The organism is Erwinia aeris, from assembly GCF_041224955.1.
GTDB classification, from domain to species: Bacteria; Pseudomonadota; Gammaproteobacteria; order Enterobacterales; family Enterobacteriaceae; genus Erwinia; species Erwinia aeris.
Map to the genome: position 1 here is coordinate 175,567 of NZ_JBGFFX010000003.1, position 22,289 is coordinate 197,855.

Sequence of the window (22,289 nt, forward strand, 5' to 3'; positions counted from 1 at the left end):
CTGATGCGTTATGCTGAACCCGCTTGTAACAGGACGTCGCTACAGCGGATTAGCGGAAACGAGCAATGGAAGTCAGCATTTTTTTTGGATAAGCGCTAAAAATTTTTCTACAAAACCCTTTCAGACCTTGCTGCTGGAGCATCGTATCCGCTATGGCACCGATCGCTTTTTCCTCAATGGGAACCTTGTCGCTGATACTCCATCCCCGACGCGGGTGAGTCTGAATAATATTTTCCGTCAGTCCGGCATCCTGTAGCTGCTTTCTTAATTTTGAAATAGTCTGATAAAGCGTATTCGGGGTGACGATTTTCCCATGATTTTCCCAGCCCGCCGCATACAGGGAATGATGAGAGACCATTTCCCCGCTTTGGCAAATCAGCAAATGCAAACAGCGCGAAGCGGTAACGTAAGTGACGTGCTCTTTTCCCGTTTTGCACGAGATAAGCTTATTCTGCTGAGGAACAAAATGGATCTGATTGTTAATGCAATAAACAATAGAATCTTTATTATCCATGGTGCTTATCGTCCTTAATAAGTGGCATATCCTGAAGATATTGTTATGTGTTTTTAATAACCAGCCACAGGCGCATGGCTGAGCCTGAAATTTTTTTGCCTCGTCAGGCGCGCGCGTCTGTTTTACTGTTAATTAATGTAATTTTTTAAAAATAAAGTCGACGGCGCTGGGATGCTTTAACACCTTTTAATTATCAATTCTTACCGTAAACGCCAGAACGCGTATCTTTGTCAATGCTTTTATCCTTTGCAATAACAAAGAAATGTCATAAGTAAGTGTGCGGCCAACTTCCCCTGTATTCAATCTTTTTTTTACTGGTCGGATGAATCACTTTAGCCGTAAATTAAATAGCCGGGTAAATTATATATGATGAAGATATTAATAACTTTTAACATAGCCTGGTGTCAGGCTGGAAAAAGTGAGATCCAGCGTATCTGCTTGTATGGGAACATAAAAAAGGCAGGCAGGGGGCCACAAATGTAACCGAGGGCAGGTAATAGTTGGACGCCCCTTAATTAAGACAGGAGAAAATAACAGGCTAAGCGAAAAATAAAAGGAATCAGATATAATTGGCTAATATTTAATGATTTTTTTAAGGAAGAACGGGATGGTTAGCGAGGTAATGAATTGTTTTTTTAGAAGTTTCAGACTGCTCACAAGCCGATGGTTTACTTTATTCAGGTGATAACGTGATGATCGAGCGAACATTAGCCTTGAGTGTTTAACTATAAAGCAACATTTTAATGGGTTTTGCGGTTAGTGGTTCATAACCTCTCTGCTTGTGCTGAGAATGTTGACATTAATTTTAGGGGGGTGGCTTACTTTCGTTCAGGATATGCCTGTTGCCGTTAAAATGGAAAAGGGAAACATCAGCCGGCCTTGCGCTCAGTACTCAGCATGGGCAGCCTGCGGTTCCTGTAACACGCAGAGAGTACGAAGGAGAAATTGCTGGCATGGGCTATAAAGGCATTTCAGTGGATAACTGTCATCAAACCCTTCCTGATAATATTTTTTATAAAGAGTTTTAAAGTAATAAAATTAATGGAGGCGTCACTGCTGGAAATACGGATAAGAACAGGTTATCGAAGGTTATCTATGAGAGGTGCTAATGACCAGCTGTGGAGCAGGTCAGGATAATGGCGAGGGCTGCCCCTAAACAGCAGGCTTTGTTAAATCAGCTAACGGTTCGCCTGTTCAGGATGACCGGTAGGGTTTAAGAGCAGGCAGCAGCCCGGCAGGGAACGCCAACAAGGGAAACGAGCCGAAGTGATGAAACAACATAGTAAGAAGGGGAAGGGCCTCTCCATGAGGTATAAACGCGCAGCCCGAGGGTTTACTCTGCATTCGAGGAGCGTTTATCACCCTGTCTGTCAGCCTACGCATAGATGCGTAGCAAGGCGACGATCGCCAGCAACAATTAGCCGCAGACAGCAGAAAAAAGCTTGTTTTTGCTCAATGATACGTTCATAATCGCACCCGTTCGACCATAAGAGAATAACAATTCTTTTAAAATCAACAAGTTAACAATTTTAACGCGGTTAACTCTTAGTATTATCTCTTTGCGGGAATAGCTCAGTTGGTAGAGCACGACCTTGCCAAGGTCGGGGTCGCGAGTTCGAGTCTCGTTTCCCGCTCCAGAACATTCATCATTATCATTTCTGATCGAGTTATCCACAGCCCTTTAGCGGCTGGGTTTCGCTTTTTTCAGCCTGTACAGAATAACCTTCAACAGAGTTATCCACAGGTTGCGATCTACCCCTGCCTGCTATTCAGGAATAAAAGACGTTACGCACATTTTTTATCTTTTTGATTTATAAAGAAAAATTAATATTTCAAAATGTTATAGAGATCGCTTGCGCTTTCTGTGGCAGTTGAATGACAACGGCTTTTTATTTTTATGCACAGCGTGTGGAAAAGTGGCTTAACGACGCAGGCAGCCTACGTGGTTATTTATGCGTCGCGCGGCAATCCTTTTTCTATGACGCGCACCAGCCGCTTTTGCTGGCCGCTCTGCACCTCAATCGCGTTTTCCGCTCGCCTTGCCAGCTGACGGGTCAGCGCCCAGGTAATATGCTCGTCCAGCATCGGATTTTCTCCCTGACGGTTTTGTAAGGCCGCCACGTTTTCCTCTGACCAGGGCGCATTGCCCAGCGCTACCGCGACGTTGCGCAACCAGCGAAGATGACCGATACGTCTGATCGCCGATCCTTCCGTCACGCGCAAAAAGGTCGCCTCGTCCCAGGCAAACAGGTCGGTTAAGGGCGGCGCATGAAGCACGGCGCGCGGGCTGAAATCATCCTCATCCGTTAGCTGACCGTAGCGATTCCAGGGGCAGATTAGCTGACAGTCGTCACAACCGTAAATGCGATTGCCGATAAGCGGCCGGAACTCTTCCGGAATGGTGCCTTCCAGTTCAATGGTCAGATAGGAGATACAGCGCCTGGCATCCACGACGTAAGGCTCGACTATCGCGCCGGTCGGGCAGGTGGTCAGGCAGGCGACGCAGCGGCCGCACTGCTCCTGCTGCGGTGAATCGACCGGTAAAGGCAGGTTGATCAGCAGTTCGCCAAGAAAAAACCACGAGCCGGCTTCTCGGTTCAGGATCAGAGAATGTTTGCCCGTCCAGCCCAGCCCCGCTTTGGCCGCCAGCGGTCTTTCCAGCACCGGGGCCGAGTCGACAAAAGGCCGAAACTCAGCCTCTTCGCAGCGCTCACGGATACGATCGCCGAGCTTTTTCAAGCGATTGCGCAATACTTTGTGGTAATCACGTCCCAGCGCATAGCGGCTAACGTAGCCAAGCTGCGGATTTTTTAGGGTGCTGGCGAACGCCGCCTTAGCGGGCAGATAATTCATGCGCACGCTGATAACCCGCAGCGTGCCGGGCTGTAGCTCATGAGGGCGGGCGCGCATCATACCGTGACGCGCCATCCAGTCCATTTCGCCATGATATTGCTTGTCTAACCAGGCCTGCAGGCGCGGCTCTTCCAGACTAAGATCGGTATCGCAGATACCGACCTGCTGAAAGCCGAGTTCCAGCCCCCACTGTTTAATTTCCAGGGCGAATTGAGAAAGATCGAGAGGATGCGACATGACTAACCTGAACCAGCTAAATAACCCGACCAGTTTACCCTATTCTGTCTGGCCTGTAGAGGCGATTGCGCAACTTGAGCGCGAGGGCGCGGACGCATTGGGGATCACGCTGTTTGAGCTGATGCAGCGGGCGGGCGAAGCGACATTCCGCCACGTTCAGGCCCTGTACCCGGAGAAGAAACGCTGGCTGATCCTGTGCGGCCATGGCAATAACGGCGGCGACGGTTTTATTGCGGCTCGCCTGGCGCTATCGGCAGGGAAGGAGGTGACGGTCATTGCCTGCGAAGGATCGAAGGCGCTGCCGGAAGAAGCGACACAGGCGCGCGACGCGTGGCTGGCGGCAGGCGGGGAAATCCATGCGGCGGACACGCCCTGGCCTGAACAAAGCGATATTATTATCGATGCGCTACTGGGCACCGGGCTGAACCGCGCCCCTGGCGACCAATACGCCCGGCTGATTGAGAAAGCGAATGCGGCCAGCGCGCCGGTATTTGCCGTAGATATACCCTCCGGGTTAGTGGCTGCTAACGGGACCACTCCCGGCGCAGTTATTAACGCCGCCCATACGCTAACGTTTATCGCGCTTAAGCCGGGTCTGCTGACCGGTAAAGCACGGGATTGCGTCGGTCAGCTACATTTCCATGCCCTTGGGCTGGATGCCTGGCTGGCAGGGCAAACTGCACCGATGGCGCGCTACGATGCTTCCGTGCTGACGCGCTGGCTGCCGCCGCGTAAGCCCACTTCTCATAAGGGCGACCATGGCAAGCTGGTGATAATCGGTGGCGATCAGGGAACGGCTGGCGCCATCCGGATGACGGGCGAAGCCGCGTTGCGCGCCGGAGCAGGCTTAGTGCGAGTACTTACTCACAAAGATAATGTCTCACCGCTGTTAACGGCGCGGCCCGAGCTAATGGTACAGACGCTAAGCGATCGGGCGCTTGATGAGGCGCTGGAATGGGCCGACGTCATTGTGATTGGCCCGGGGCTGGGGCAGCGTGACTGGGGTAAAGATGCCCTGGAAAAAGTAAAAAAATCGTCTAAACCGATGCTTTGGGATGCTGACGCGCTTAACCTGCTGGCAATCGCTGGCGATAAACGTCAAAATCGAGTCATTACGCCGCATCCGGGCGAAGCGGCCCGTCTGCTTAATGTAAAAACCAGCGAAATAGAGAGTGACCGCTTACTTGCCGCTCGCAGCCTGGCTAAACGCTACGGCGGCGTGGTGGTCCTGAAAGGGGCCGGCACGCTGATTGCCAGTGAAGCGGGCGAGATGGCGATTGCCGATGTCGGTAACGCCGGTATGGCGACCGGCGGCATGGGCGACGTGCTTTCCGGCATTATCGGCAGTTTGTCAGGCCAGAAGCTCTCGCTGTATGAAGCGGCCTGCGCAGGCTGCGTGGCCCACGGCGCTGCGGCGGAAGCCGTATCGCAACGTCTGGGCACGCGCGGGATGCTGGCGACCGATCTGTTTTCCGAGCTGTACCTGTTTGTTAACCCAGAGATCCTGAACAGAAAAGAATGAAGACCGCTATCGCATTGTCCGACGAGGCTGCCACTCTCGCACTGGGAGCCAGCCTGGCCCGCGCCTGTCACAGCGCGGCAACACTCTATTTGTATGGCGATTTGGGCGCGGGGAAAACCACGTTCAGTCGCGGTTTCTTACAGGCGCTGGGTCACCAGGGCAACGTGAAAAGCCCGACCTATACGCTGGTAGAGCCTTACGTTCTGCCGGATCGTCGCATTTATCATTTCGACCTCTACCGGCTGGCCGACCCTGAAGAGCTGGAATTCATGGGGATCCGCGACTATTTCGGCGGCGACAGCCTTTGCCTGGTCGAATGGCCGCAGCAGGGTGCGGGCTTTCTTCCGCCGCCGGATATTGAACTGCGTCTCAGTTATCAGGGCGAAGCCCGTCAGGCAGAGCTTGAGGCCTGCTCGGCAGAGGGCGAGGCGATCCTGGCCCGCATGGAGAAAGACGGACAATGATCAAGCTGGGACTGCTGCTGGCTGCTTTACTGAGTACGTTTTCCACTCTGGCCGCTAATTTATCGGATATACAGGTTTCAAACGGCAACGACAGGGCCTCGATCACGCTGAGCTTCGGTGGTCAACCGGTGTATGGCTTCTTTCCGCTGCACAATCCGGAACGGGTGGTGCTGGATATTCGCCAGAGCGGCGTGATCAAAGGCCTGCCGTTGACGTTCAGCGGCGATAATATGGTGAAGCGTATTCGCGCCAGCACGCCAAAGGATAAGCAGAGCATCCGGCTGGTGTTCGAGCTGACGCAGCCGGGAAAAACGCGCGCCGTGACCCAGCGTAACGGCAGCACCTATAACGTGGTTTTCACCATCAACGGCACGCGTCCGGCTCCGCGATCTGCCGCCGTCAGCAGCGTTTCGCGGCCCGTTCCGGCAGACAATCCGTTTAAGGGCAACGCCGTTACGGCGGTCAGCAACGGCAACGAAGTCGCGGTGCCGGGCAGAACGGTGCGTGCCGTTGACGAAGCTATTATCGTGGCGATAGATGCCGGACACGGCGGCCAGGATCCGGGTGCTATCGGCGCGAACGGGCTGAAAGAGAAAAATGTGACTATCGCCATAGCGCGCAAATTAAAAGCGTTGCTGAATGCCGATCCTATGTTTAAAGGCGTGATGACCCGCGACGGCGACTATTTTATCTCCGTGATGGGCCGCTCGGACGTGGCGCGTAAGCAGAACGCTAATCTGCTGGTGTCTGTCCATGCCGATGCCGCGCCGAACCGTAGCGCGTCCGGCGCGTCCGTCTGGGTACTCTCTAACCGCCGCGCCAACAGCGAAATGGCGGGATGGCTGGAGCAGCACGAGAAACAGTCGGAGCTGCTGGGCGGCGCGGGCGATCTATTGGCTAACAGCCAGGCCGATCCCTATCTCAGCCAGGCGGTGCTCGATTTGCAGTTCGGCCACTCGCAGCGCGTTGGCTATGACGTAGCGGTTAAGGTTATCGCCCAGCTACAGCGCGTTGGCTCGCTGCACAAACGACGCCCGGAACACGCCAGCCTGGGGGTATTACGCTCGCCGGATATCCCTTCGCTGCTGGTGGAAACCGGCTTTATCAGTAACCCTTCGGAGGAGCGACTGCTCGGCAGTAGCGCTTACCAGCAGAAGATTGCCGAGTCGATTTATAAAGGCCTGCGCAACTACTTCCTGGCGCACCCGCTGCAATCCATCCCAAAGGAGGAAAACCGACCGTTGCAGTCCGCAACGGCGGTTAATGTTCAGCCTAATCCCGCCCCGGTCAGCACGCGCTATGCCGGTGCGGTAACGCGCCACGTGGTGAAAAGAGGCGAGACGCTTTCCGGGATTGCCGACCACTACGGCGTCAGCATGGCGATGCTGCGTTCGATGAATACGTTGAAGAAGGATGTCGTTTGGGTCGGCCAGCGGCTGAAAGTGCCGGCTTCCGGCGCGCAGAGCGTGAGCGCCAGCCGGCCGCAGCGGCATAAAGTGGTGCGCGGTGACTCGCTGACCGCCATTGCCGCACACTATGGCGTCAGCCCGAAAGCGATACAGCAGGCGAATAATATGAAATCGCAAAATGTTATGCTGGGGCAGACGTTAACTATTCCAACCTCGTAAACAAGGATCTTTTATGCCGATTCAGGTACTGCCGCCACAGCTTGCCAACCAGATTGCCGCAGGTGAAGTGGTAGAGCGTCCGGCGTCGGTGGTGAAAGAACTGGTCGAAAACAGCCTGGACGCTGGCGCGACAAGAATAGATATCGAGATCGATAAAGGCGGCGCCAAACTGATCCGCATCCGCGATAACGGCTGCGGCATCAGCAAAGCCGAGCTGGCGATGGCGCTGGCCCGCCACGCCACCAGTAAAATCACCACGCTTGACGATCTGGAAGCCATTATGAGCCTCGGCTTTCGGGGCGAAGCGCTGGCCAGTATCAGTTCCGTTTCGCGCCTGACGCTGACCTCGCGTACGGCTGAACAGGCGGAAGCCTGGCAGGCCTACGCGGAAGGGCGAGAGATGGACGTGACCATCAAGCCTGCGGCGCATCCGGTCGGCACCACGCTTGAAGTGCTGGACCTCTTCTATAATACGCCCGCCCGCCGGAAATTTATGCGCACGGAGAAAACCGAATTCACCCATATCGACGAGGTGATCCGGCGTATTGCGCTGGCAAGGTTCGACGTGGCGTTTTCGCTGACCCATAACGGCAAGCTTATCCGCCAGTATCGCGCCGTCAGCGACAGCAAGCAGCGTGAACGCCGCCTGGGCGCAATCTGCGGAACTGCTTTTCTCAGCCATGCGCTGGCTATCGAATGGCAGCACGGCGATCTCGTGCTACAGGGTTGGGTCGCAGATCCGATCGGCGCTCGCGCCGTTACCGATCTGCAATATTGCTATGTTAACGGCCGCATGATGCGCGATCGCCTGATCAATCATGCTATCCGCCAGGCCTATCAGGATAAGCTGGGCGACCATCAGCCTGCCTATGTGCTTTACCTGACCATCGATCCGCATCAGGTAGATGTCAACGTGCATCCTGCCAAGCATGAAGTGCGTTTCCATCAGTCGCGGCTGGTGCATGACTTTATCTATCAGGGCGTGATCAGCGTGCTGCAGGAAGCCGGTGCGGAGACGCTGCCGGGCGTGACGGCTCAAGCGCCGACCGAGCGCTGGCAGCCAGAGAACCGACAGGCGGCGGGCGGCAACCATTTTTCCGCGCCTGCACCGGCCAGAAACGCTGGCAGTAACGGTGGAGGTAATGGCGGCGGCAACGGCGGAAGTAATGGTGAAGGTAATGCTGGCGGCCACGGCGGAAGTAACGGCGGAGGCAACAGCGGCGGGAAAGCCGCGGCAGGCTGGCAACATCAGGAGCCAGGCTACCAGAAAAAAGAGGGCGCGCTCTATCGCCAGCTGCTGCAAACGCCTGAATTGCCTGCCGCGCGCGAGGCGTCGTCGCGTCCGGTTGAGCCAAAAAGCGCACGCGCGCAGCCTGAACCCGAGCCAACGCTCAGCGGTCACAGCGAAAGCTTTGGCCGCGTGCTGACCGTGCTGCATAACGACTTTGCGCTGGTGGAATCTCGCGAGCGCCTGGCTCTGATTTCGCTGCCGGTGGCGGAGCGCTGGCTGAAGCAGGCGCAGCTGGAGCCTGGCGAAGAAGGGTTAAAACCGCAGCCGCTGCTGATCCCGGTCAGGATAAAAATGGCGAAGCCGGAGCGCGAAGCTGCCAGTCGTTTAGCGTCGTTATTGCAGCAAATGGGCATAGAGCTGGAAGCGGACGGGCAGCACATCACGCTGCGCGCCGTACCTTTACCATTGCGCCAACAAAATTTACAAATCTTGATTCCAGAACTGTTAGGCTACCTTGCTCAACAGCCGGAGATTGCGGTCAGGCAGGTGGCGCAATGGTTAGCGCGGCACGCTGTGACCGAGCGTCCGCACTGGAATCACTCGCAGGCGATTGCGCTGCTGGCAGAGGTCGAAAGACTTTGCCCGCAGCTGATTAAATCGCCGCCATCCGGACTACTACAGTATGTTGATACTGAACTGGCGATGAATGCCCTGAAGCATGAGTGACTTATCTACGGCTGGCCGGCCTAAGGCTATATTTTTGATGGGGCCTACGGCCTCCGGCAAGACGGCGCTGGCGATAGCCTTGCGCCAGCAGCTGCCGGTTGAGCTGATTAGCGTCGATTCCGCCCTGATTTATCGCGGTATGGATATCGGCACCGCCAAGCCCTCGGCAGAGGAGCTGCGGCTGGCGCCCCATCGTTTACTGGATATTCGCGATCCCGCTGAAACGTACTCGGCGGCGGAGTTCCGCCGCGATGCGCTGGCGGAAATGGCAGAGATTACCCGAAGCGGGCGTATCCCGCTGCTTGTTGGTGGTACCATGCTCTACTACAAGGCGCTGCTGGAAGGATTATCGCCGTTGCCCCCGGCCGATCCTGAAGTACGCCAGCGTATAGAGCAAAGGGCGAGTGAAGAGGGATGGGAAGCGCTTCACCGTCAGTTATGTGAAATAGATCCCATTGCTGGAAATCGTATTCATCCGAATGATCCCCAGAGACTCTCGCGAGCACTGGAAGTTTTTTTTATTTCAGGTAAAACTTTAACAGAACTGACGAAAACCGCAGGTGAAGCGTTGCCGTACGAGGTGGTGCAGTTCGCCATCGCTCCTCGTGAGCGGGAAACCATCCATCAGCGTATCGCGCTGCGTTTTCAGCAAATGTTAGCGTCAGGATTTGAAGCGGAGGCTCGGGCACTTTTTGCACGAGGTGATTTGCATACGGACATGCCTTCCATTCGTTGTGTGGGTTATCGCCAGATGTGGTCATTTTTGCAGGGCGAGATCGATTACGATGAAATGGTTTATCGGGGAATTTGCGCAACACGGCAATTAGCCAAGCGCCAGATAACCTGGCTGCGCGGCTGGAAGGATGTTCACTGGCTGGATAGCGAACAACCTGAGGCGGCGCTGGCAGAGGTATTACAGGTTCTTAGTGCGAAGGCTGGGTGATTGTGTACAATTGGTGCGTTATCGTGCGCAAATTTTTACGCAGTATTTCAGAGCGCAAGCTCTTAAGTAGTAAACAACAAGCATATAAGGAAAAGATAGAATGGCTAAGGGGCAATCATTGCAAGATCCGTTCTTGAACGCACTGCGTCGCGAACGTGTTCCGGTTTCGATTTATTTGGTGAATGGTATTAAACTGCAGGGTCAGATTGAATCATTTGACCAATTTGTAATTTTACTGAAAAACACGGTTAGCCAGATGGTTTATAAACATGCCATTTCTACCGTTGTTCCGTCCCGTCCGGTCTCCCATCATAGCAACAACGCGGGTGGCGGAAGCAGCAACTATCATCACGGTGGCAGTAATCAGGGAGCATCATCGCAGCCCCAGCAGGAAAGTGACGACGCAGAGTAATCGCTCTTCTTTCAGGACGGGCCGGCTCGCCCGTCCTGGCAATGTCCCTGACTCGCGCCTCTTCTCAGGAAAAGGCGAACGGGCGTCGCTAGTTAGCGCAAATGTGCATTTTGCCTCTGATCCCAGGCAGTATGGCCATCGTAAAGCAGGTTCAACAAGGTTCTGAGAGGTTTTAAGTTTGTTTGACCGTTATGATGCCGGTGAGCAGGCCGTACTGGTACACATCTATTTCTCCCAAGACAGAGATATGGAAGATTTACAGGAGTTCGAAACTCTTGTCTCTTCCGCTGGTGTCGAAGCACTACGCGTAATTACCGGAAGCCGCAAGGCGCCACATCCAAAATATTTTGTTGGTGAAGGTAAAGCCACAGAAATAGCCGAGGCGGTTAAAGCCAGCGGCGCTTCTGTCGTGCTCTTCGATCACGCCCTTAGTCCGGCTCAGGAGCGCAACCTTGAAGCGTTGTGCCAGTGCCGCGTAATCGACCGCACCGGCCTGATCCTGGATATCTTCGCGCAGCGTGCGCGTACCCACGAAGGTAAACTTCAGGTCGAGCTGGCTCAGCTACGCCATCTCGCCACGCGTCTGGTACGCGGCTGGACCCACCTGGAACGCCAGAAAGGCGGTATCGGCCTGCGTGGCCCGGGTGAAACACAGCTGGAAACCGACCGTCGTCTGTTGCGCAACCGCATCACGCTTATCCTTTCCCGGCTTGAGAAAGTAGAGAAGCAGCGCGATCAGGGACGTCAGGCGCGCAACAAGGCCGATGTGCCTACGCTCTCGCTGGTCGGCTATACCAACGCCGGAAAATCCACCCTTTTTAACCGCATTACTTCTGCCGAGGTCTATGTCGCCAACCAGCTGTTTGCGACCCTGGATCCCACGCTGCGTCGTCTGGACGTGGCGGACGTAGGCGAAGTGGTGTTGGCGGATACCGTTGGCTTTATCCGTCACCTGCCGCACGATCTGGTCGCCGCTTTTAAAGCGACGCTGCAGGAAACACGGCAGGCCACGCTGCTGCTGCACGTTATCGACGCCGCCGATCTGCGCGTGGATGAGAATATTGAAGCTGTAGAAGAAGTGCTGGAAGAGATCGAAGCAAACGACATTCCGACGCTACAGGTGATGAATAAGATTGATGCGCTGGAAGATTTTATCCCCAGGATCGATCGCAATGATGAAAACCTGCCGGTTCGCGTCTGGGTTTCCGCGCAAACGGGCGAAGGCATTCCGCTGCTGTTTCAGGCGCTGACCGAGCGGCTGGCAGGCGAAATAGCCCAATACGATTTACGCCTGCCGCCGGAAGCGGGGCGGCTGCGCAGCCGCTTTTATCAGCTGCAGGCGATAGAAAAAGAGTGGAATGAAGATGACGGCAGCGTAGGGTTACAGATACGCATGCCCATCGTTGACTGGCGCCGCCTGTGTAAACAGGAACCGGAGCTGGTGGATTACATTGTTTGACGCCCGACTCGCGTATCCCGGCTCTGGGATAACACCGCATACACAATAAATGGAGCAGAAACATGGCGTGGAATCAGCCCGGGAATAACGGACAGGACCGCGACCCGTGGGGGAGCAGCAATAATCAAGGCGGCAACCCCGGGGGAAACAAAGGAGGGCGCGATAAAGGGCCTCCTGATTTGGATGATATTTTCCGCAAGTTAAGCAAAAAGCTTGGCGGTTTCGGCGGTGGTAAAAACGACGGCGGCCAGCAGGCGCCGGGACGCGGCGGTCGCCTGATCGGCATCGTTGCCGTTGCTGCGGTAGTGATTTGGGCAGGCAGCGGTTTCTATACCATTAAAGAGGCGGAGCGCGGCGTGGTAACACGTTTTGGCAAGTTCAGCCATCTGGTAGAGCCGGGCCTGAACTGGAAGCCGACCTTTATCGATCAGGTTCGTGCCGTCAACGTTGAGGCGGTACGCGAACTGGCTGCATCAGGAACGATGCTGACTTCGGACGAGAACGTGGTGCGCGTGGAAATGAACGTGCAGTACCGCGTGACCAACCCGGAACGCTATCTTTTTGCCGTAACCAGCGCGGACGACAGCCTGCGCCAGGCGACGGACAGCGCGCTGCGCGGCGTAATCGGCCGCTCAACGATGGATCGCATTTTGACAGAAGGTCGTACCGTCGTGCGTAGCGATACCCAGCGCGAGCTGGAAGAGACGATCCGTCCTTACGATATGGGCATTACGCTGCTGGACGTCAACTTCCAGGCCGCTCGTCCGCCGGAAGAGGTGAAAGCCGCCTTTGACGATGCCATTGCCGCGCGTGAAAACCGCGAGCAGTACGTTCGTGAAGCGGAAGCCTACGCCAACGAAGTCCAGCCGCGCGCCAACGGCCAGGCTCAGCGTATTCTGGAAGAAGCACGCGCTTATAAAACGCGTACCGTGCTGGAAGCGCAGGGTGAAGTGGCACGCTTCGCCAAGCTGCTGCCGGAATATAAAGCCGCGCCGGAGATTACCCGCGAGCGTCTCTATATTGAAACCATGGAGCGCGTACTGAGCCACACCCGTAAGGTGCTGGTTAACGATAAGGGCAACAACCTGATGGTACTGCCGCTGGATCAGCTGATGCGCGGCCAGAGCGCCCCAGCGTCAGCGGGGCAGAACAATAACAGCCTGCTCCATCTGCCGGCAGCCTCGGGCAGCAATGAACGCGCCAGCAACGGCTCGTCGTTCAGCCCGGACAGCATTATGGATCAGCGTCGGGTTAATGCTCAGCGTAACGACACCCAGCGCGAAGGGAGAGATTAAGGATGCGTAAGCCATTAATCGTGGTATTAATTGTGGTGCTGGTGGTGCTTTACGCATCGCTGTTTGTGGTGCAGGAAGGCCAGCGCGGCATCGTTATGCGCTTTGGCAAAGTACTGCGCGACGATGAAAATAAACCGCTGGTCTATGCGCCGGGCCTGCACTTCAAGATCCCTTTCCTGGAATCCGTGAAGTCGCTGGACGCGCGCCTGCAGACGATGGATAACCAGGCCGATCGCTTCGTCACCAAAGAGAAGAAAGATCTGATCGTGGATTCCTATATCAAATGGCGCATCAGCGATTTCAGCCGCTACTATCTGGCTACCGGCGGCGGCGACGTTTCGCAGGCGGAAGTGCTGCTGAAACGTAAATTCAGCGACCGTCTGCGTTCTGAGATTGGTCGTCTGGACGTTAAAGATATCGTTACCGACTCGCGTGGACGGTTGACTACCGACGTGCGTGACGCCCTGAACACCGGCAGCGCAGGCCAGGATGACGAGATCGCCACGCCAGCGGCCGATGATGCTATCGCTTCCGCTGCGGCGCGCGTAGAGCGCGAAACCAGCAGCAAAGAGCCAGCGGTGAATCCGAACAGTATGGCGGCATTGGGCATTCAGGTCGTTGACGTGCGTATCAAGCAGATCAACCTGCCGACCGAGGTGTCTGACGCTATCTACAATCGTATGCGCGCCGAGCGTGAAGCGGTTGCTCGTAGCCAGCGTTCACAGGGTCAGGAAGAGGCAGAGAAACTGCGTGCGGGCGCTGACTATGAGGTCACGCGCACCCTGGCCGAAGCGCAGCGTACCGCGCTGATGACGCGCGGTGAAGGGGATGCCGAAGCGGCGAAACTCTTTGCCGACGCCTTCAGTCAGGATCCGGATTTTTATGCCTTTATCCGCAGCCTGCGCGCCTACGACAGCAGCTTCAACAGCAATCAGGACGTAATGGTACTGAGCCCGGACAGCGACTTCTTCCGCTTTATGCAGTCGCCTTCCAAAGCGACTCGCTAAGCATCTTCACACTCAGGCCGGGGATCCTCCCCGGCTTTTTTATTTCTCGCCGCAAGCGTAATGCATTTGTTAATTAATTATTAATTAATATTCTCGCAAAAATGTGATTATTCCGCTTTTTCCCCCTTGCCGTTGACGGCCTGCCGCGCTTTGTGTAGCCTTTTTTTACGCTTATTTTATTAAATGATTAATGGCTGCAAATATTTAACCATGATAAGCATTTGCCGCTTTTAAATAAGCCGGGAGTTTTACGGGTGAAATAGCCGGGCAGCCATCTTAAAATAGCGTTAATAACAGGATGAATGGAAATGGATCCTTCCAGAAATCCCCGCTGTGTCTTTTATTCACATGATACAATGGGATTCGGCCATATACGCCGAAATATGTTGCTCAGTCAGTCAATAACAGCAGCCTGCCCTGATGCTGAGATATTGCTTATTTCAGGCGTGCGTGCAGCCGGTGCCTTTATGCTGCCGCCCGGCGCAGACAGCCTTATCCTGCCTTCCTGGCAGAAGACCGTAGAGGGAAAGTATCGCCCCCGCGCGTTGGGCAAAAAGGTTCAGCCGCTGGTCAGGCTTCGCTCGCAAATTATTTACGCGGCTATCAACGCTTTCTCACCGGATATTATGATTGTGGATAACGTGCCGCGCGGCGCCATGCGCGAGCTGGATCTCAGTCTGCCGCTGCTGGCCGCTAAAAAAACGCATCTGATATTAGGCCTGCGCGATATTATTGACGACCCCGAAGCGGTGAAAAAACAGTGGTATAAGCAAGAAAACAGTGCGGCGCTCAGGAAATTTTATTCATCGATTTGGGTTTACGGCGACAGGGCGCTTTACGATTTGGCTCGCGAATATCACTTTGACGCCGCGACCAAAAATAAGATGATTTTTACCGGCTATCTGGACGCGACGCGCCGCATTCAAAGCTTTGGTGATGATGAGGCTGCGCCTGTCGCCCGGCCTTATGCGCTGTGCGTCGTGGGCGGCGGGCAGGATGGCTTTCGCCTGGCGGAAAGCTTTGTCAGCACCGTATTGCCCAACGGGATGCACGGCGTATTAGTGACCGGAACGATGATGCCCGAGCCGCAGCGGCTACGGCTAAAAAAACTGGCCGTAGGGTTTCCTGAAAAAACCGTGGTGGAATTCGTGGCGGAACCGCTAAAACTGCTGCGCTACGCCAGCCGCGTTATTGCGATGGGCGGATATAATACCCTGACGGAAATCCTGGCTTTTAATAAAACGGCGCTGATTGTGCCGCGCATCGCTCCCCGCCAGGAACAGTGGATCAGAGCGACGAAACTTGCCGCGCTGGGGTTGATTGACGCGCTGCATCCGGCTCATCTGACCCAGGAACGGCTGGGCGACTGGCTGAAGCAGCCGCGCCATTTTGTTAATCCGCGTGAAAAGCTTAATTTTGACGGTCTGGAAAAGGTAGCCGTCAGCGTCCGGCAAATACTCAACGGCAGGCGTATCGGGGAGTATGTCTGATGGCGTCTGAACCGCTGCGCGTGGGCTACGTGCTGAAACGCTACCCACGTTTCTCAGAAACATTTGTCGTCAGTGAAATCCTGGCGCATGAGCGTACGGGCCTCAGCCTGACGATTTTTGCGCTCGGGCCGGTGATGGAAACGCATTTTCAGCCCGATATCGGCACGGTGAAAGCGCCGGTTATTCGCCTGGCGAATAAGCAGCGTAACACCGAACTTTTCTGGAGCCTGGTAAAAGAGGCACTGGAGGTGCTGCCTGATTTTGCCACCCGGCTGGCAGAGGAGCGGGATCACGACGTGCACGAGCTGGCGCAGGGCATAGCGCTCGCGCTGGCCGTCAGACAGCACGCACTGCGGCATCTGCATGCGCATTTTGCCACCCAGGCCGCTACCGTGGCGCGGCTTGGTGCAAAGTTCAGCAACATAAGCTGGTCTTTTACCGCCCATGCAAAAGACATCTATTACCGCTATGACACGGATATCCGGCTGGCCCGCAAAATAGAGGACGCCAGCCATGTGATAACCGTGTCCGATTACAATCTTGCCTGGCTATGCAAGCGTTACGGCGGCGATTGGCAGAAAGTCAGCCGGCTTTATAACGGTCTGGATCTGCGCCAGTTTCCCTGGCTTTCCCCGCTCAGGCGGCAGGCCGCTATTCTGGCGGTGGGGCGGCTGGTGCCTAAAAAAGGGTTTCGGACGCTGCTTGCCGCCCTGGCGCAGCTGCAGGCCAGAGCCATTCCGTTCCACTGCACGCTGATTGGCGACGGCCCGGAACGGGCGGCGCTTGAGGCGGCTGTCGCGGCCTGCGAGCTACAGGCACAGGTGACTTTTACCGGTCTGTTACCGCGCCAGCAGGTGGCGGCAGCGATGCAGGAGAGCGCCATGGTGGTTGCGCCCTGCACCATTAGCGAGGACGGCGATCGCGACGGTCTGCCAACCATTTTGGTTGAAGCGATGGCGTTGGGTACACCGGTGATTTCCACACGCGTGGCAGGGATCCCGGAGCTGGTCATTGATGGTCAAACCGGGCTGTGCGTCGACCCTGATGATGCCATCGGGCTGGCCGATGCGATAGTGATGCTGCTGAGCGGGCAGGATATGCGTGAAAAGCTGGCAAGGCAGGCGCGCAGGATGATTGTTCGCGACTACGACATCGACCGTAACATCATGGAAATGCAAAAGATATTTACTCCACAGCAGAAATAAATTCTGCGTATGAAAAAAGGATTTTCATTTATGCGAGTTGCTTTCATCTGTGCAGATAGCGGGATCCCCGTTTTTGGCTGTAAGGGTGCATCCGTCCATATTCAGGAAGTGCTGCGCGCGCTTCTCCGACAGGGCGCGAAGATCGTGCTTTTTGCTCGTCGCATTGCCACGCCGCCCGACGATCTGCAAGGGATCAAACTTGTTTCGCTCGATCCCTTCGATCCGCCAGCGGTGGACAATGCGCTGACGCGGGTTGAAACGGCGCTGGCCGTTAATTCTCAGCTGGAGCAGGCGCTCCAGGCGGAAGGCCCGTTTGATTTGGTCTATGAACGCTATTCCCTGTGGAGCTTCGCCGGACTGGCGTATGCGCACCGACAGGGCTGGCGCACGGTGCTGGAAGTCAACGCGCCGCTGATTGAGGAACAAAAACGCTACCGCGAGCTGGTGGCAGAAAAGAAGGCCGTGGCGGTGTTGAAAAAGCTGCTTGCCAGCGCGACGGTGGTTATTGCCGTTTCGCCCGGCGTAAAAAAGTGGCTGACTGACTTTGCCGGTTCTGCTGAACGCATCCACATTATTGCTAACGGTGTCGATCCGTTGCGCTTTCGGCCTCCCATCGCGCCGCCACAGCCGGAAACCAGCTGGGGAGCGATAACCATCGGCTTTGTCGGCACGCTTAAGGCCTGGCACGACGTAGAAACGCTGCTGGATGCTTTTGTACTGCTCCAGCTGCAGCGTCCTGACGTCTGGCTATTGATTGTTGGCGATGGGCCACAGCGGCAGAAACTGCAAAAAACGGTGCAGGCGAGAGCGATTTCCGGCGTCGCTTTCGCCGGTGCCGTTAGCCCGGCGACGGTGCCGGACTGGCTGAACAGGATAGACATTGCCGTCGCGCCCTATCCGCAGCTGGCGGACTTCTACTTTTCGCCGCTGAAAATCTATGAGTATATGGCCGCGCAGCTGCCGGTTGTGGCAACGCGGGTCGGCCATCTTGCCGAAGTGATTGACCACGGCGTCACGGGCATGCTGGTAGAGCCAGGCGATGCCACGGCGCTTTGCGTTTTGCTTCGGCAGCTGGTGGATCAGCCTTTGCTGCGCCAGCGCCTGGGGGTAGCCGCCCGACGCTTCGTCACGGAGCATCACAGCTGGGATAAAATAGTCAGCGAGACGCTGCGGTTGGCGCAAATGCCTGTCGGGAGCGCAAGCTAATGTCTCTGCCCTGGCTGCCCATTGCTGCCCGTTTCGCTCCCTGGCTTCGCCAGCAGCGCGGCTTAATCGTGCGTTCGTTCCTTTTCCTGCTGCTGGCGACGGGCATGCGCCTGCTGGAGCCGTGGCCGCTGGCCTTTATTATCGACGAGGTGCTGGCGCAGCCTGGCGCGCCGGTTACGGGCAGGCTGAATACGCTGGTTGGCCATTTTAGCGCGGCGGGTCTGCTGTTGCTTTGCGCCGGCAGCGTCATCCTGATTGCCGCCGTCAAAGCCGGCCTGAGCTACCTGAGCACCGTCGGCCTGGCGATGGCGGGCAATCGCATCATCAGCATGCTTCGTCAGGCGCTGTTCAGTCATCTGCAAAGCCTGTCGTTAAGCTTTCATCATCAGGCGAAGAGCGGCGATCTCACCACGCGGCTGATCAACGATATCGGCATGCTGCGCGAGGCGATGATTACGGCGATGGTGCCCATGCTGGCGAATATCCTGATCCTGACCGGCATGTTCGGCATGATGCTCTATATCAACTGGAAACTGACGCTGCTGTCGCTGTTGTTGATGCCGCTGCTGCTGTTCAGCATTCGTCGCACCAGCGTGAAGGTGCATAAGGTCAGCCGCGATCAGCGCAAGCGGGAAGGGGCGCTGGCTGCCAGCGCCGCTGAATTTCTCGGTGCGATAGGCGTGGTGCAGGCGCTGTCGCTGGAGTCCGTCGCCGCCGGCCGTTTCGCGGTTGACGACGTAAAAAGCCTGCGGCAAAACGTACAGTCCCGTCGCCTGCTGGCGGGCCTGGAACGGAAAGCCGATCTGATCATCGCTTTCGCCACGGCAGCGGTCCTCTATTATGGCGCAAGCGAAGTATTGAAAAGCCGGATGTCGCCCGGCGATTTGCTGATTTTTGTCTCCTACCTTAAAAACTCATTTCGGCCCGTGCGCGAGTACGCTAAATATGCCGGACGCCTGTCCAAAGCGCTGGCCGCAGGCGAGCGCGTCACCAGCCTGATGGATGTCCGGCCGGTAATTGTCGATCGGCCGGACGCGCAGACGGTCAGCGTTCGCGGCGAAATCTGCTGCGAAGACGTCGGCTTTAGCTATTCGGCCTCGCAACAGCACGGCACGCTGCGGCATATCAGCTTTTCCCTGGGCGTCGGCGAGTCGCTGGCTATTGTCGGATCTTCCGGCACGGGGAAATCCACGCTGCTTAGCCTGCTGCTGCGGCTGTACGATCCGCAGGCGGGCCGTATTCTGCTCGACGGGCGGGATATTCGGCACTGTACGATTAAAAGCGTGCGGCAAAATATCAGCTATGTGCCTCAGGACAGCCTGTTATTCGGCCTGAGCGTTCGGGAAAATATTGCCATGGCGGCGCTGAAAGCCGTGACGGATGAACAGGTTTACGCCGCCGCCAGGCTGGCAGGCGCGCACGAGTTTATTATGCGGCTGCCGCAGGGGTACGACACCGTGCTCAGCGAAAGGGGACACTCGCTGTCCGGCGGCCAGCGCCAGCGTATCGCGATTGCACGCGCCGCCGTCAGGCAAAGCCCGGTGCTGCTGCTGGACGAGCCGGATACGGGCCTGGACTGCGAAAGCAAGCATCGGTTGACCGGCGCGCTGACCCGGCTGATGGCTGGCCGCACCACGATTATCGTAACGCATAACCTTTCCTTTGCCGCGCGAGCCCAGAGGATCCTCGTAATGGAAGAGGGCGAAATCGTTGAGCAGGGCACGCACGAGCTGCTGTTGGAAAGGCGCGGGCGCTACGCCTGTCTGTGGGCACTACAGCAAAGCAACAACAGGGACGTATCCTATGCTACGGGATAAACATGAACCGATCGGGAAAGACGGCGACCTGCCGGGGCTGGCGGCGCTATTTGATGAAGATCTGCTGACGGCAAAAATACGTGCTTTACCGCCGTTTGCCGGGCTGCGCTCGCTTAAAATCGACTATATCCGTTATAAACCCGCCACCAGCTGCGTCGCAACGCTGATCCTCCAGTTCGCTGACGGACAGCGGCGCTGGCTGGCCGCCAAGGCGCTGACGCTGACGCGCTTCGAGGTTTCCTGGCGGCATCCCAGACGGCAAAAGCTCATTAACAACGGCGATCCTTTTGCCCCGCTGGCTATTCCCGAGCTGGGGATCATCCTGAGCTATCCACAGCACGATCGCGCGCTTCCCGGCCTCGCTTTGCTGAATGGCTCGCGTGAGCGGGACGCGCAGCTGCGCAGCTGGCTGCCTGACATTGCCGTCGGGGCGCGTCTTGAGCTGAACATCCTGCGCTATAAGCCGGAACGCAGGCTGCTGGCGCTGCTGCGCTGCTGCGGTCAGCCCTGGGCCACGCTGCGTTTTGCCAGCGATGAACGTTATCAGGCAATGCTGACAGGCAACCGGTTGGGGCACGCCACCGGCGAAATTGAACTGCTGGCGGCGCTGCCCGAGCAACGATTGCTGATCGCCCGCTGGATTGAGGGGGAAACGCTGTGCGTGGAGCAGGCCGGCAACCTGACGGAGCAGGATGTTTTCCTGCTGGGAGGCAAACTGGCCAGGCTGCACAGCCTGAAAATATCGCTGCCAGACGCGCCGCTGCCGGACGGCATCAGGGACGCATGGCAGGTGCTGAACACGCTGAAGGTTGTGGTGCCCATCCAGCAAGAAAAATTTATCTCACTGTTAACCGGATTGGCAAAAAAACTGACGGGTCGCCTGTTCCGGCGCGTGGTTATCCACGGCGATTTCACTGTCGATCAGGTGGTCAAACGCACCGTGGAGAGCCAGCTGCGGTTGATTGACTGGGACAGAGCCACAGCCGGTCATCCCGCCGTCGATCTGGCCGCTTTTCAGGCCAGGCTGGAACTGCAGGTCATTGAGAAAACGCTGACGCCAAACCAGGCCAGGCGGATTGTCGCCGCGCTACATGAGGGATATCGTCAGCAGCGCGGCCATCTGCCGCCGCTGCTGGCTGATTATACGGCGCTGGCGCTGTTGCAGCTGGCCGCTGAACCGTTTCGCAAGCGCACGGCGGGCTGGCCGCAGCATATCGACGAACTGTTGCAGCGGGCCGGAGAGCTGATGGCGCAGCGCGAGCCGCCCGCCGATCCGGCAGCGACGCTGTCCGGGCTGCTGAGCAAGCCGCGCATAGCGCCGCTGCTGCGTCAGGCGTTGGGATTGCCTGCCGCCGCCATGCTGGAGGAGGCTACGCTCGTTACCCACAAGCCCGGTCGTCGCGCAGTGCTGGCCTGGCGCTGGACATCAGCGCCGGACGAACTGAGCATTATTGGCAAATACCGTTATAAAGGGTTCGAGCCGCATGGTTTTCTTGTCCAGCAGGCGCTGTGGCGCAACGGTTTTAGCGGTGACAGCGATATTATCGTGCCTGAGCCTCTGGCCGTGCTCGAAGCGCAAAATCTCTGGCTCCAGCAGCATATCGCCGGTGAGCGCGTCACTAAAGCGCTGTCGCCGGATAATAAACAGCTGGCGGCAACGGGCGAGCTGGTCGGCACGGCGCTGGCCCGGCTACAGCACAGCCGCGCCGCGCAGCGGGCCGTTGCGGGTAAGCGCTGGTCGGTAAAAGACGAGCTGGAAACGCTGCGGCAGCGGCTGAAACAAGCCGCGACGACGCGCCCTGCATGGGCCGCCAGGATAGCCGACGTCAGCCGCGCCTGTGAGCAGCTGGCGCTGGCGCTAAGCCCCACGCCCGGCCTTTTTCTCCATCGTGATTTCTATCCCGCCCAGCTGCTGCTGACGGACGCACGGCCAGGGCAGCTTGCCGTACTGGATTTCGATCTTGCCGCCCTGGGGCCGCCATCGCTGGATGCAGGCAACTATATCGCTCATCTGCGCGAGCAGGCGCTGCGGGACTACGGCGACGACAAAGCGCTGGCCGTGCATGAAGATGCTTTTCTGGCGGCCTGGCTGGCGCGATCGGCCGCAGCGGATATCGCTAATATCAGCATTTTTACCACGCTGGCGCTGGCGCGCCATATCGCCATCAGCCTGCTCTTTCCTGAACGTCACCACACAACGGCCAGTCTGCTGGCGCTTTGCGAGGCGCGGCTAAAGCACGCGGCTGCACGGAGAGGATGCTGATGATCCGGCGCGGCGTG

The 22,289-nt window shown here is 56.9% G+C and carries 17 protein-coding genes and 1 tRNA gene; 16 read left to right on the forward strand and 2 right to left on the reverse strand.

Going from position 1 to position 22,289, the window contains the following annotated elements; genetic code table 11:
• Positions 1–49 precede the first annotated feature (49 nt).
• Positions 50–514 carry a winged helix-turn-helix domain-containing protein gene (locus AB6T85_RS06980; protein ID WP_253455906.1) on the reverse strand — a complete coding sequence of 155 codons (465 nt, stop codon included), beginning with the start codon at positions 512–514 and terminating at the stop codon, positions 50–52.
• Positions 515–1,356: 842 nt separating this feature from the next.
• Between AB6T85_RS06980 and AB6T85_RS06985 the strand changes: the two genes are divergently transcribed.
• Both AB6T85_RS06985 and AB6T85_RS06990 read left to right on the forward strand, forming a co-directional pair.
• Positions 1,357–1,542 carry a hypothetical protein gene (locus tag AB6T85_RS06985; protein WP_301252882.1) on the forward strand — a complete coding sequence of 62 codons (186 nt, stop codon included), beginning with the start codon at positions 1,357–1,359 and terminating at the stop codon, positions 1,540–1,542.
• Positions 1,543–2,075: 533 nt separating this feature from the next.
• Positions 2,076–2,151, forward strand: a tRNA-Gly gene (locus AB6T85_RS06990).
• 313 nt (positions 2,152–2,464) lie between these two features.
• Here the strand turns inward: AB6T85_RS06990 and queG are convergent.
• Positions 2,465–3,604, reverse strand: a complete 1,140-nt coding sequence (gene queG / locus AB6T85_RS06995; RefSeq protein WP_253455902.1) for a tRNA epoxyqueuosine(34) reductase QueG — start codon at positions 3,602–3,604, stop codon at positions 2,465–2,467.
• On the opposite strand from queG, the gene nnr reads away from it, so the two are divergent.
• The 14 genes from nnr (at position 3,603) to AB6T85_RS07065 (ending at position 22,272) form a co-directional block, all read left to right on the forward strand.
• Entirely contained in the window at positions 3,603–5,126 is a 1,524-nt protein-coding gene (gene nnr / locus AB6T85_RS07000; RefSeq protein WP_301252883.1) for a bifunctional ADP-dependent NAD(P)H-hydrate dehydratase/NAD(P)H-hydrate epimerase, read from the forward strand. The two genes, queG and nnr, sit on opposite strands and share 2 nt — an antisense overlap.
• Entirely contained in the window at positions 5,123–5,590 is a 468-nt protein-coding gene (tsaE, locus tag AB6T85_RS07005; RefSeq protein WP_253455898.1) for a tRNA (adenosine(37)-N6)-threonylcarbamoyltransferase complex ATPase subunit type 1 TsaE, read from the forward strand. Before nnr ends, tsaE begins: the two co-directional genes overlap by 4 nt.
• Positions 5,587–7,218, forward strand: coding sequence for an N-acetylmuramoyl-L-alanine amidase AmiB (gene amiB, locus AB6T85_RS07010; RefSeq protein ID WP_369895121.1), 1,632 nt, complete (start codon positions 5,587–5,589; stop codon positions 7,216–7,218). Before tsaE ends, amiB begins: the two co-directional genes overlap by 4 nt.
• Positions 7,219–7,231: 13 nt before the next feature.
• Positions 7,232–9,175, forward strand: coding sequence for a DNA mismatch repair endonuclease MutL (gene mutL, locus AB6T85_RS07015; protein ID WP_253455893.1), 1,944 nt, complete (start codon positions 7,232–7,234; stop codon positions 9,173–9,175).
• Positions 9,168–10,118, forward strand: coding sequence for a tRNA (adenosine(37)-N6)-dimethylallyltransferase MiaA (gene miaA, locus AB6T85_RS07020; RefSeq protein WP_301730308.1), 951 nt, complete (start codon positions 9,168–9,170; stop codon positions 10,116–10,118). Before mutL ends, miaA begins: the two co-directional genes overlap by 8 nt.
• Before the next feature lie 100 nt (positions 10,119–10,218).
• Positions 10,219–10,530 carry an RNA chaperone Hfq gene (gene hfq / locus AB6T85_RS07025; protein ID WP_246760812.1) on the forward strand — a complete coding sequence of 104 codons (312 nt, stop codon included), beginning with the start codon at positions 10,219–10,221 and terminating at the stop codon, positions 10,528–10,530.
• A 178-nt stretch (positions 10,531–10,708) separates the two neighbouring features.
• Complete coding sequence (gene hflX / locus AB6T85_RS07030) at positions 10,709–11,989, forward strand: ribosome rescue GTPase HflX (RefSeq protein ID WP_253455889.1); 1,281 nt, start codon at positions 10,709–10,711, stop codon at positions 11,987–11,989.
• A gap of 62 nt (positions 11,990–12,051) precedes the next feature.
• Positions 12,052–13,284 (forward strand): FtsH protease activity modulator HflK, encoded by a 1,233-nt coding sequence (gene hflK / locus AB6T85_RS07035; protein WP_125290307.1) that lies wholly within the window; start codon positions 12,052–12,054, stop codon positions 13,282–13,284.
• Between the two features lie 2 nt (positions 13,285–13,286).
• Entirely contained in the window at positions 13,287–14,291 is a 1,005-nt protein-coding gene (hflC, locus tag AB6T85_RS07040; RefSeq protein ID WP_253455887.1) for a protease modulator HflC, read from the forward strand.
• Positions 14,292–14,758: 467 nt separating this feature from the next.
• A complete protein-coding gene (locus AB6T85_RS07045; RefSeq protein WP_369895122.1) occupies positions 14,759–15,781 on the forward strand; it encodes a glycosyltransferase family protein in 1,023 nt (340 codons plus the stop codon).
• Positions 15,781–16,986, forward strand: a complete 1,206-nt coding sequence (locus AB6T85_RS07050; RefSeq protein ID WP_369895123.1) for a glycosyltransferase family 4 protein — start codon at positions 15,781–15,783, stop codon at positions 16,984–16,986. The genes AB6T85_RS07045 and AB6T85_RS07050 overlap by 1 nt, the downstream gene beginning before the upstream one ends.
• A gap of 30 nt (positions 16,987–17,016) precedes the next feature.
• Complete coding sequence (locus tag AB6T85_RS07055) at positions 17,017–18,192, forward strand: glycosyltransferase family 4 protein (protein WP_253455881.1); 1,176 nt, start codon at positions 17,017–17,019, stop codon at positions 18,190–18,192.
• A complete protein-coding gene (locus tag AB6T85_RS07060; RefSeq protein WP_369895124.1) occupies positions 18,192–20,009 on the forward strand; it encodes an ABC transporter ATP-binding protein in 1,818 nt (605 codons plus the stop codon). Before AB6T85_RS07055 ends, AB6T85_RS07060 begins: the two co-directional genes overlap by 1 nt.
• Positions 19,996–22,272, forward strand: coding sequence for a phosphotransferase (locus AB6T85_RS07065; protein ID WP_369895125.1), 2,277 nt, complete (start codon positions 19,996–19,998; stop codon positions 22,270–22,272). Before AB6T85_RS07060 ends, AB6T85_RS07065 begins: the two co-directional genes overlap by 14 nt.
• Positions 22,273–22,289 lie beyond the last annotated feature (17 nt).

What these genes read in the sequence shown, in the direction of transcription:
- AB6T85_RS06980 (WP_253455906.1), bottom strand. Translation starts at nt 514, where the DNA reads ATGGATAATAAAGATTCTATTGTTTATTGCATTAACAATCAGATCCAT.
- nnr (WP_301252883.1), top strand. Translation starts at nt 3,603, where the DNA reads ATGACTAACCTGAACCAGCTAAATAACCCGACCAGTTTACCCTATTCT.
- queG (WP_253455902.1), bottom strand. Translation starts at nt 3,604, where the DNA reads ATGTCGCATCCTCTCGATCTTTCTCAATTCGCCCTGGAAATTAAACAG.
- tsaE (WP_253455898.1), top strand. Translation starts at nt 5,123, where the DNA reads ATGAAGACCGCTATCGCATTGTCCGACGAGGCTGCCACTCTCGCACTG.
- amiB (WP_369895121.1), top strand. Translation starts at nt 5,587, where the DNA reads ATGATCAAGCTGGGACTGCTGCTGGCTGCTTTACTGAGTACGTTTTCC.
- mutL (WP_253455893.1), top strand. Translation starts at nt 7,232, where the DNA reads ATGCCGATTCAGGTACTGCCGCCACAGCTTGCCAACCAGATTGCCGCA.
- miaA (WP_301730308.1), top strand. Translation starts at nt 9,168, where the DNA reads ATGAGTGACTTATCTACGGCTGGCCGGCCTAAGGCTATATTTTTGATG.
- hfq (WP_246760812.1), top strand. Translation starts at nt 10,219, where the DNA reads ATGGCTAAGGGGCAATCATTGCAAGATCCGTTCTTGAACGCACTGCGT.
- hflK (WP_125290307.1), top strand. Translation starts at nt 12,052, where the DNA reads ATGGCGTGGAATCAGCCCGGGAATAACGGACAGGACCGCGACCCGTGG.
- hflC (WP_253455887.1), top strand. Translation starts at nt 13,287, where the DNA reads ATGCGTAAGCCATTAATCGTGGTATTAATTGTGGTGCTGGTGGTGCTT.
- AB6T85_RS07045 (WP_369895122.1), top strand. Translation starts at nt 14,759, where the DNA reads ATGCTGCCGCCCGGCGCAGACAGCCTTATCCTGCCTTCCTGGCAGAAG.
- AB6T85_RS07050 (WP_369895123.1), top strand. Translation starts at nt 15,781, where the DNA reads ATGGCGTCTGAACCGCTGCGCGTGGGCTACGTGCTGAAACGCTACCCA.
- AB6T85_RS07055 (WP_253455881.1), top strand. Translation starts at nt 17,017, where the DNA reads ATGCGAGTTGCTTTCATCTGTGCAGATAGCGGGATCCCCGTTTTTGGC.
- AB6T85_RS07060 (WP_369895124.1), top strand. Translation starts at nt 18,192, where the DNA reads ATGTCTCTGCCCTGGCTGCCCATTGCTGCCCGTTTCGCTCCCTGGCTT.
- AB6T85_RS07065 (WP_369895125.1), top strand. Translation starts at nt 19,996, where the DNA reads ATGCTACGGGATAAACATGAACCGATCGGGAAAGACGGCGACCTGCCG.